We start from the raw sequence: 11,061 nt of genomic DNA, 5'->3' as shown, positions 1-11,061 counted from the left end.
GACTCCGGCAGCATACCGAAGTCATTTAATCGCTGTTTAATGTAGCAAATGGTCTTTTATTAAACTGTCTACTTTATAGGGTTCAGTTCAATAAATCATTCGTCGATTTTTTTATTATTGATGTTTTTGTTGGAATTCTACCATAAAGTCACGTAAAGCTTCACAAGTCTCTAACGGTACAGCATTATAAGTAGAAGCACGGCAGCCTCCTACAGAACGGTGTCCATTAAGTCCAACAAAGCCTGCTGCTTTTGCTTCAGCAAGGAATTGTTTTTCAAGTTCCTCATCAGTAACACGGAAAGTGATGTTCATTAAAGAACGGCTTTCTGGTGTTGCATGGCCTTTATAAAATCCGTTGCTATTGTCAATGGCATCATAAATGACTTTTGCCTTTAACTCATTGTGCTTCTCAATTTCTGCAACGCCGCCTTTTGATTCTACCCATTTTAATACTTCACCTAGCATATAGATACCGAAAGTTGGTGGCGTATTGTATAAAGAGTTGCTATCAGCATGCGTTGAATATTTTAACATTGTAGGAATGTTATTATTCGCATTCTCTAATAAATCTTTGCGAATAATAACTACTGTTACCCCAGATGGACCAAGATTTTTTTGAGCTCCTGCATAAATAAGACCAAATTTACTTATATCAACTGGTTTAGAAAGAATATCACTAGACATATCCGCGATTAACGGTACATTGCCTGTTTCAGGGAATTCCTTCCATTGTGTACCGTAAATCGTATTGTTTGAAGTAATATGCAAATATGCATCCTCTTCATTGAATTGAATATCCGCTAAAGCTGGGATATTACGGTATTTATTTTCTTTTGTACTCGCAGCTTCTACAGGCGTACCAAATAATTTAGCCTCTTTGATTGCTTTTTCAGACCATGAGCCTGATAATACGTAGCTTGCTTTTTGATCTGCTTGAAGGAAGTTCATTGGAATCATCGTAAATTGAAGACTAGCTCCACCTTGTAGGAAAAGGACTTCATAGTTTTCTGGGATAGCATAAAGCTTTTTCAATAAAGCAATTGCTTCATTATGTACTTCATCGAAAATGGCACTACGGTGGCTCATTTCCATAATAGACATGCCTGAGTTACGGAAGTTTACTAATTGTTGTTGGGCTTTTTCTAATACTTCTAGTGGTAGGGCAGATGGTCCTGCGTTAAAATTGTATGCACGTTGTGTCAAAGTGGTACACTCCTTGTTTTGTTTTATAAGGCTAAACCTTATTCATAGGTTATTTAGTTCCTACTAATTGATTGTTGAATCTATCATGCTTTTACAGTCAGTTTAATATCATCTAGCAAAATTTTCATGTAAGAACTTAGAAATAGATACTGACTATTAAAGCGGATAAAAGCACTTTACTGGATTATAACTCAATTTTCAAGAGAAAAAATAAAATTCTCACTATTCGAGCAGAATAATGACAGGCTCGCAACAAAATGTACAAAATTGAGTTAAATTTATAATAGATATTGAAGATTAAACACGAACAAATAGACATATAGATATGTTAATATGAGTTAATACTTCGTGATTTAATACATTGCTTAATCGGTGGAATTACAAAATGTTCGTGTTTGTTTATGTGTGGAATAATTCCTCCCCAAATATGTACTCACTTGCATATTCCTCCTCGGAAGGACACATTGCGTGGGTGGGGTCTGAGCCCAGAGATGGTGTAGATGGAACATCGTGGGGGCTACTGACAGGACGATATTTTTCTAACCTTTCACAAAACCCAGTAACTTTCGGTATAATGAACTATGAATACGGATATAAGGGGTGTTTTAATGTTTACAATAGAAGAGGCGTGTTTAGTTGTCGTTGATGTACAAGGGAAGTTAGCGACAATTGTTGATGAAAGCGAAGCGGTGATTGAAAATGTGGCCAAGCTGGTACAAGCTATGGAAGCATTGGAGATACCGATTTTATGGCTTGAACAAAATCCTAGTCGTTTAGGTGGGACAGCGTTAGAGATTACTCAGCATATTAAAGGGCAACAACCTATCGCTAAATTGGCTTTTAGTGCGTGCCAGGAACAAGAGTTTGTAGATACATTGAAGGCAAGTGGTCGTTCTCAATTTATCGTGACAGGTATCGAAACACATATTTGCGTCTACCAAACAGCTCGACAGCTAAAAGAGCAAGGGTTTGAGGTTGAAGTGGTTGCAGATGCAGTGTCGTCTCGTACAAAGGCCAATAAAGAGGTAGGACTTGAGAAGATGAAGGCTCTTGGAATTTTACCAACAAGCGTGGAAATGATTTTATACGAGTTATTACAGCGTGCAGATCATCCACATTTTAAAACAGTGTTACAACTCGTTAAATAACAAAAAAACTCATCATAACGATGAGTTTTTTGTTATTAAGCAGGCATGTCAGTCGGTGTTGGTTTTGCGTAGCCTTCTTTATAGTTATTATCAATTGTTTGACGAATTTCTTTGATGTCCATACCATCTTTATGCATCTTTGCAGACTGTACAGCAATTTCTAGGCAAACGAGACAACGGGTACCGTGATCATCCCAGACAATTGTTCCATCCTCTCGTTTTTCTTCAATAAAGCAGTTTAAATTGCTTTTATGTCCAGCTGATTCGCCACAGCCACAATAGCAGGGCATCCACTCTAAAATTTCTGTAGATTGTCCAGCGATTTGATACACTAAGCGAATATCTTCTGATTTATTGTTTAAAAATGATGGTAAAACATCTGCTGATGCAGTTTCCTCCTGAATATCTCCAGAAGCATGTGCATGTTCTTTGTGTGAAGCTTCTTTTTGTGCTTCGTTCTGATTTTTTTCAACAGCTTGTTTATCTTCACCACAAGCACTTAACACTAATAACGACAAAGCAAAAATAGAAAGAAGTTTTTTCAACAAAAGCGCCCCCTATATGTTTACAATATGCCCATTATAACATTGTTCGTTGAAATATTTACAAGGAGGCAAGTGAAAATCAATGAAATATATCTGACCCGCGTGTTTTGTTCATGAAATGTTCCATTTTCTCACTCAGTAATTTTTTCAAGAAGAAACCAAATAGAATGAAAATGAGCCAGAAGAAAGATAAAAAGGCTAGATCAACCCATACCTTTGACCAAATAATACCACCAACTGCCTCGCGCATCATTTCAATTGCATAAGTGAAAGGAAGAAATGGATTCATGATTTGGAAAAATCTAGGTAGTAATTCTACTGGATATGTGCCACCAGAACCTGCAATTTGCAGTACTAACATGACAATGGCTAAAGCCTTTCCGACATTTCCGAATACGGATACTAGTGTATAGACAATTGTAACGAACACTAAGCTAATAAATAGCCCAAATGGAATAAAGAAGTAAGGGGCACTAATGGACCCGTCTAAAATAACAATATCTCCAATTGTAATAATGAGCGTTTGAATAAATGAAAAAGTTGCAAATGTTAATAAACGTCCAAAGTATACTTGGCGAATACTGTATTGATCATTATTGTGAATATTTACAGATAGAAGAGAAATTAATAATAAACAACCAACCCAGATGGAAAGTACAGTGTAAAACGGTGTCATAGCTGTTCCATAATTAGCAATTGGAAACATTCTATGTTCCTGAAGCTTAATAGGCTCCTCAAAGAAATCTCGTTCTGCATTAACGTCGTTTTTCAATAATTGAACGATTTCTGAAATATCAGCTTCACTTTCTAATGTTCTCAGCTTGTCTGCAAGATCCTTAATTTTTGTACTTAAAGCAGGGAAATTTGTTTGTACTGTACCGAGTGTCTTATTAGCCGTTGCTAACATATTTTTAGCATTTGTTAAACGATCTGTTGCTTGAGGCAGAAAACTTTTTACATTCGTAAGCATTGTTGATGCATTTGTTAATGTATTTTTGGCAGAAGCTAACGTCGTATGAATTTGTGGCTCTAACTGATCATTATAATGAGTAAGGAATTGCTGAAGATTATTAGAAACATTTTGTGCAACGCTTTGCACATCAGCAAGGTCTTCTTTTATCGTTTCGATATCTATCGTATTTAACTGCTGTACTTTACTTGAGATGTCGGTTAGTAATGTATTCAGCTGATTTAAAGCGGTTAGAGAGCTAAAAGAATAATCAGTAAAACTAGGATTCGCCTGCAAATCTCCACGTATAGTTTCAAGTTGTTCAATTATTTTATTGTTAGTTAGTAAAGTCTTCACATCTTCAGAATTACTTTGCTGTAGTGCCGTCTGGATGTTTAGCACCTTGTTTTCAAGCTGTTTACGAGTCGACGCATCAGCTTGTGTTAATTTTTGAAGCGCTTCAATGGTTTGGATGCTAGTAGTTACTTTCTCACGTGATGCATCTAGCTGGTTTTTAATTGTATCTTTTATTTGCGCAATAGTAGCTGAATCTACATTCGCATTTTGAAGCTTCCCTATTATATCTGTAAATCGTTGAGCAATATTTTGTACTGCTTCTAAATCTTTTTTGATGATAGGGGATAGCTCGTTGAACACTGTATCAGCTTCATTGATCAAATTTAAGCCTCGATGGATCGTTGTTAGACCATCATTCATTAATTTCTCAACTTCGGGAACTTGGGTAATTGTGTGGTTTAGTAATGTCTCAGCTTCTTTACCACCTTTAGCAGCTTGCGCTAAATCTGTTTCGATATCTGGGAGATGATGTTCGATTGTAAAAATATAATTTTCAAATTTTCTAAAGTCGGGAATTTCCCGCTCCATCTCAACACCGACCGTATTAAAAATAGAGAAAAGTGTTCCGCTGACAGTTGAAATAAACTCATTAGATACTTGTTGCGTTAAGCCACTCGCGCCTTTACTTGTGATTTTAGGAGTGATTGGATTGATTTTTTCATTTACATAATAATCGATATGCGCTTTTGTAGGCACATTTGACAGTATGGAGGTCAGCTTTTGTGAAAAATCATTAGGGACAACTATAACCGCAAAATAGTCCCCATTTTTTAAGTTATTTATAGCTTGCTCATGAGAAGTAAACTCCCAAGTAAAGTTTTGATTAGTACTTAAATTGTCTACTACCTCGTTACCAACATTAATATCTTCACCTCTAACATTCGCGCCTGTGTCTTCGTTGACAACAGCAATTTTCATGTTGGCAGTATGGGCATAGGGATCCATAGAGGCGTAGATATTAAGCCACGCATAAAGAGAAGGTAAAAAAATGAGCCCACCAATAATGACAGCAACTACCCAGTTTGTTAATATATTATGGATATCACCTTTATAAATTTGAAAAATATTTCGGATAGTGTGTTTCATTTTATTTATCCACTCCACATTCGTATTGAGCATAATAGATGTTATATGTATGTTTCCAAATTTGGAGCGAATTATGTTTGAATTATGAAAAAACTCATTTTGAAAGACTAATTAGTTTACTAGGATTTAAAAACCATTTATAATCAATCGCGAATACACTAAAAATAGGGTTTTTTAGTGTGGAAAGGGAGGAATACATTCTCGTGAAAAAACTACTAATTATTGGCTCGGTAATTGTTTTGTTATTTGCAGCAATTATTGTGCTAACTAAAGTCTCAAACAATAGCAAATTAGAAGGCGCAGAGAAACTTTATGGCGACAAAGATCTAAAACAAGAAACAATTGATCAATTGGATGATAAAAATTACCAAAATATTATGTTACCAGAAGAACTTGAAAAAAAATTAAAAGCTGGTGAAGATGTAAATGCTTATTTCTTCAGTCCGACATGTGTGCACTGTAAAGCTTTTACACCAGTGCTAATGCCTATTGCTAAAGAGCTTGGTGTTGATATTGCTCAATTAAATGTTTGGGAATACGAAGATTTATGGAATAAATATAACATTGAATACACTCCAACGTTCATTCGCTTTGAAGGTGGTAAAGAGGTTAAACGTTTTGTAGGTGCATTACCGGAAGAAGATTTACGTACATTTCTAAATAAAGAAGTATTAAAAAAATAAGCAAAGCTGAGACTGTATCAAAAGTTATTTTTGAGCAGTCTTTTTAAACTTCTTTAGAGGAAGTGTTTTTTGTAGCGAAAGTGAAGCGGCTGTTACTGAAGCTTTCTACCTCTATAGTTGAAAGAAGTTAAAGCCTCCAACCGATTATGGAAGCAATTATGTCGAGGCATAATTGATTTTGTAGTGTATACTAAATATACTGAAGAGTTGTACATTGGAGGAATAATGAATGACAATGGATGATTATTTTTATAATGGTGAGCTAATGAAGAGCTATGAGGTTGCTAAGCAAGTTACTAATGAAAATGAGAAAAAGTTGGCTAATAAATATATTGAATTGTTAGAAGAGTATGATTTTGCGAACTATCCAAAACCTACGCTGTCTGTGGAAACCCAACATGCAGAACGAGCAGATGAAAGCTATCCTGAATCGGATACCGTCGTCGAAATTCGTGCGATAGAAGATGAAGGAGAGTTTACAAATCGTATTAAAGAACTAGAGGCTATAGTGACAACAGGCACTCCGAATGAAAGAGCCAATTCATTTTTTACGCAGGGTGAACTGTTTTTGTTTGCACATCATTACAACGAGAGTGTTCATTGTTTTAAACAAGCAGTAAAAGAAAACCCTAACAAGGCGGTATATTGGGGGATCACAGGTCAAACGATGCACCGCTTTGGATGGATGCCATTCGATGCACTTGGCTACTTAGAGCAAGCTATTAACTTAGATCCACAAAATGCGCGTTGGAAATGGAATAAAGCACTTGTTCTTATTCAATTAGCGAAGGATTTGCAGATGGCACCGTTTATGGCAAATGCTGCGATTACATTGGAGGAGTCACTAACGGCTTGTGCCGAGCATCAGCGGTCTTTGAAAGATGCTATCCAAAATACAATAGATAATATGGATAGTTATGTATTTTCATAATAGATAGAAGATGTCTCAAAAGCTGAGACATCTTTTTTATCTTGCAAATGTTTATTTCCGAGCAGTAATTCATCTGTACTGAAAGCGAAGTGTCAGGTACTTACCATTCAGCGAAAGCAAAGAAAGTAGGTGTGAGATGAACTGCCAGTAAAAGTCAAAAGGCTAAAAATCAGTGGGTGTGAAGAAGATCCCCATTTAGTTTCACATTATTATATCATTAAGTCCTAAATTTCACTTTTGTTTTGGTCGAAAAGTCGATACTCTGTTGTAATCTTGTAGTATAATTAGCCTAATTATGAATAGAGCATTAGATAGAGGGAAATTATTTAGTGATTAACGAGGGGAGTTATTATGTGGAAATTTAATGAGGATTTTTCTTTTATGAAGCAGGGCATTCAATTCATCCTATTATCGATGATTTTGTTAATCGTAATTGGTTGCGGTAGTGATAAATTTTATGGGATATTTGGAGAGAACAACTATGTAACGATTCATTTAATGATGGAAATGCTTATTATTGTAGTGACAATGTCTATTTCATTTCAGGCGTGGTTAATTACGCCTTATATTTTATCTAATAAAGTTCTATATGCAGGGGCTTTGTTTTTAGCCATTAGCTTATTAGAAATGGCTCATGCACTCTCTTATAAAGGAATGCCATTTTTCATTACTGTGAGTACGCCATATGCATCAACATGGTTTTACATGTTTAGTCGATTACTATTATCGATTGGTTTTCTCTTCATTTTTTTTATAAAGGAGAAAGAAATCAAATCATTTTATCGTTGGTTTATTTATAGCTTGCCGTTTGTAATAGTTATTGGTTGTTTTGTCGTCATCTATGCCCCAACGTCTCTATTGCCACCTCTTATGATAGAAGGTGAAGGTCCTACTGTTTTAAAAAATACTTTTCAATATTTAGCTGTAGCGATACATTTGGTGATTATGGTTCTATTGCTTAAAAATTTTGAAAAAGCACCCAAAATTATATTTTTATTGTTTGGCAGTGCGATTTATTTAATTATTAGCGATTATCTTTTTACAATTTATCGAGATGTCTATGATATTAAAAATTTTATTGGACATATTTTTCAGTTAGGTGCATTTTATCTTTTACTCAGAGCAATTTATTTTTCTTCTGTTGAAAAACCTTTTCAGCAGTTAGTTGATACACAAGAGCATTTAGAAAAATCTCGTGAAAAAATGCATTTCATGGCTTATCATAATGAGGTTACAAATTTGCCAAATGAACGTTTTTTACTGGAAACTTTAAATAAAGATTTATACATATCTAAATCACAAAAGGCAATACTTGCAATCGGTATAGAAAGAATAACTGCGATTAAAGCGTCTTTAGGCAGTACATATGCAGACCAAATGATAGGCTTAATCGCGGGAAGATTGAAAAATGTTTTACCGGAGAAGCATTTACTATGCATGCTGAGAGAAGACTATTTCGTCGTGTATATTGATGAGGTGAGCAATACCCATCAATTGACGCAGCTTAGTCAACAACTTCAAGTTGTTATGGAAGAATCATTCCAAATTCAACATTTTTCTTTAAATAGTCAATTAAATATTGGTATCGCTTTATTTCCAACAGATTCTTATAAGGAGGAGGAGCTTGTTAGATTTGCTCTTTATGCTATGCATGAAGCGCAGAAAACGCCAACTCGTATACGATTTTATGAGTCTTCGATCTCTAAAGAAACGACTGAACGTCTTATATTAGAGAATGATTTACATGATGCTTTAGCAAATCAAGAGCTTTTTTTAGAATATCAACCGCAACTTGATTTACGTACGGGTCAAATTAAGTCGGTAGAGGCTTTAGTTAGATGGCAGCATCCAAAGAAGGGGTGGATTTCGCCGGGTGTCTTTATTCCAATTGCAGAGGAATCGGGATTAATTATTCCTATTGGACAATGGGTACTAGAAACAGCCTGTCAACAAGTAAAGAGGTGGGAAGCAGCTGGATTGCCACCGATTAAAGTAGCGGTCAATCTGTCGTTAGGTCAACTTTTTCAGCAAAATTTAGTTGAAATAATTCATAATGTTCTTGAGAAAACACAATTAGAGCCCAAATATTTGCAACTCGAAATAACAGAAAGTATGACGATCAATATCGATCATATGACGACGATCTTACACAAATTGAAGGCACTTGGGGTTACGATCGCGGTAGATGATTTTGGGACAGGCTATTCATCATTATCTTATTTAAAGGATTTCCCTATAGATTGCTTAAAAATTGACAGGTCTTTCGTTCAGAAAATACAATCGAACTCTACAGATAAAGCATTAGTTGACATGATTCTCTCTATGGCCAAGCATCTACAGTTGAAGGTAGTCGCAGAAGGAATAGAAGAGATAGAACAGCTATCATATCTAGTAGCAAGCCAGTGTGATACTATACAGGGCTTCTTATTTAGTAAACCTATATCTCCAAGAACATTACAGGAGAACTATGAAAAGCTTCACAATGATGCAAAGTATATTTTAGATTCAATTTCTGCGTCTAAAGTACAAGGTGAGCATACATAGCAGACCTAAACGTTAACCGTTTCTTTATATTCTACAATCATGGTATGATAGGGAGGAAATGATTTGTAGATATAAAGGACGGGTTTTTTGATGGCACAAGAAACAGCAAATAAATTTATTGAAAATGTATGTAATCATTTAGTGCGCAACATGAATATTACGAAGGTTGAAGAGCACTTTAAAGCGGCAATAGAGATGCAGCGTAAATCAGCACAATCTCAAGTTGATTTTTGGGATATGTTAATGATGAATATGCTGTATTTTACAGAAAATGAGCAAGTTTTGGAAAAAGAATTTTTGAAGATGCTCGAAAAGAAAGAGTGGTTAAAGACCACGGTACTTGAGGAAGAGCTATTGATGCATCAAATGCGTATTCGTCAGCAGGTCGCGGAACAAATGGATGCCGCAAAGGAATTGTTTCATAAGCAGTATGTGACAGAAAATATGACAGAGGAAGATATTGTTTACGATTATGCGTATAGCTCTGCAGGACATTCCATGCGTGTAGATTTACTAACAGTACTTGTCTCAACACCAGAGCAATCAAAAGTGCTATTTAACGCAGATCCACAAGAAACGATTCGCATAATTAACGGCTATATTGCTTATCACACTGATGGGATTATTAATAAAGTAAAACTTTAAAACGCATTCGTGACCTTCATGTGCTTTTGTTGAGTTTTGTACATAAAAGCATCGTATCTCAAGCTGCTTAGGAAAGCGCCTGATCGGACAGACATCATTTTATCGCTATGATGATAAATCTATAGAAAAAGCTATTTATGATAACGGAGCAATCCTGTTTTTGTCTAGATATATTATGCAGTATAATAAGGTGACATTAAGTCCACCTGAAAGGAATTTTAATATGAATACACCGTTTACATTTAAACATACACAACCAACAAATATGGACCCAAATAAAAAATATCCAGCGATTTTTTTATTACATGGAATGGGTAGTAATGAAGAGGATTTACCACAATTAGTACAGGACTTTAAAGAGCAATGCCATGTATTTAGCTTACGTGGACCTATTACGCAAAAGCCTGGCTATGCTTTTTTCACAATCCAGGAGGTCGGTAAACCAGACCGCGAAGTTTTCGATAAAGTATTAGTGGCTCTACAACAATTTGTTCTAGAGGCTATTGCAGAATATCAAATTGATCCACATAAAGTGTATGTATTTGGATTCAGTCAAGGGGCAGTTTTAGCACAGTCACTTGCTTTTGCTATGGGGAATTTAATTACAGGAATAGTAGCATTAAGTGGCTACACACCAAAATTCGTTACAGAGGAATATGCAATTCGCCCAGTCAATCATTTACATGCATTTATTTCTCACGGTGATTATGATTATGTCATCCCGTCACAATGGGGCGTAGAAAGTAAAGAAAAGTTTGAGCAATTTGGTGCTGCTGTGACATTTAAACAATATCCAGATGGTCACGGTGTTACACCAGAAAACTTACGTGATCTAACTGCATTTTTAGCACAGGAATTACAAGATAATATTCAATGAAAAAAATATTCAAGGAAATCCTTAAAATGAATTTGATTTCCGGATAAGGCTATTTTCCTATTGGGTTATGTTGAGCGTTCCTACGTTTATGTT

General features: G+C 35.5%; 9 protein-coding genes. 6 read left to right on the top strand and 3 right to left on the bottom strand.

Translation table 11 applies throughout. The features are described 5' to 3' along the window. Window positions 1–114: 114 nt before the first annotated feature. Complete coding sequence (gene serC / locus ACQKN4_RS21695; protein ID WP_079563459.1) at window positions 115–1,203, bottom strand: 3-phosphoserine/phosphohydroxythreonine transaminase; 1,089 nt, start codon at window positions 1,201–1,203, stop codon at window positions 115–117. Window positions 1,204–1,811: 608 nt separating this feature from the next. On the opposite strand from serC, the gene ACQKN4_RS21690 reads away from it, so the two are divergent. Further along, window positions 1,812–2,351, top strand: a complete 540-nt coding sequence (locus tag ACQKN4_RS21690; RefSeq protein ID WP_427484777.1) for a hydrolase — start codon at window positions 1,812–1,814, stop codon at window positions 2,349–2,351. Window positions 2,352–2,386: 35 nt separating this feature from the next. Here ACQKN4_RS21690 and ACQKN4_RS21685 read toward each other — a convergent pair whose 3' ends face one another. Both ACQKN4_RS21685 and ACQKN4_RS21680 read right to left on the bottom strand, forming a co-directional pair. Next, a complete protein-coding gene (locus ACQKN4_RS21685; protein WP_079563457.1) occupies window positions 2,387–2,896 on the bottom strand; it encodes a PCYCGC motif-containing (lipo)protein in 510 nt (169 codons plus the stop codon). A gap of 79 nt (window positions 2,897–2,975) precedes the next feature. Then, window positions 2,976–5,288 carry a YhgE/Pip family protein gene (locus tag ACQKN4_RS21680; protein ID WP_427484776.1) on the bottom strand — a complete coding sequence of 771 codons (2,313 nt, stop codon included), beginning with the start codon at window positions 5,286–5,288 and terminating at the stop codon, window positions 2,976–2,978. A 203-nt stretch (window positions 5,289–5,491) separates the two neighbouring features. Between ACQKN4_RS21680 and ACQKN4_RS21675 the strand changes: the two genes are divergently transcribed. The 5 genes from ACQKN4_RS21675 (at window position 5,492) to ACQKN4_RS21655 (ending at window position 10,968) form a co-directional block, all read left to right on the top strand. Beyond that, entirely contained in the window at window positions 5,492–5,971 is a 480-nt protein-coding gene (locus ACQKN4_RS21675; protein WP_079563455.1) for a thioredoxin family protein, read from the top strand. A gap of 229 nt (window positions 5,972–6,200) precedes the next feature. After that, window positions 6,201–6,902, top strand: coding sequence for an O-linked GlcNAc transferase (locus ACQKN4_RS21670; RefSeq protein ID WP_079563454.1), 702 nt, complete (start codon window positions 6,201–6,203; stop codon window positions 6,900–6,902). Between the two features lie 351 nt (window positions 6,903–7,253). Next, window positions 7,254–9,446, top strand: a complete 2,193-nt coding sequence (locus ACQKN4_RS21665; protein ID WP_094075120.1) for a bifunctional diguanylate cyclase/phosphodiesterase — start codon at window positions 7,254–7,256, stop codon at window positions 9,444–9,446. A gap of 90 nt (window positions 9,447–9,536) precedes the next feature. Continuing rightward, window positions 9,537–10,091 (top strand): hypothetical protein, encoded by a 555-nt coding sequence (locus tag ACQKN4_RS21660; protein WP_427484775.1) that lies wholly within the window; start codon window positions 9,537–9,539, stop codon window positions 10,089–10,091. 223 nt (window positions 10,092–10,314) lie between these two features. Next, window positions 10,315–10,968 carry an alpha/beta hydrolase gene (locus tag ACQKN4_RS21655; RefSeq protein WP_079563452.1) on the top strand — a complete coding sequence of 218 codons (654 nt, stop codon included), beginning with the start codon at window positions 10,315–10,317 and terminating at the stop codon, window positions 10,966–10,968. Window positions 10,969–11,061: the final 93 nt, after the last annotated feature.

Origin of the sequence: Lysinibacillus sp. NPDC093692 (genome assembly GCF_050280125.1) — a bacterium.
In the GTDB taxonomy this organism is placed as follows: Bacteria; Bacillota; Bacilli; order Bacillales_A; family Planococcaceae; genus Lysinibacillus.
This window is presented reverse-complemented; position numbering and strand designations above follow the sequence as displayed.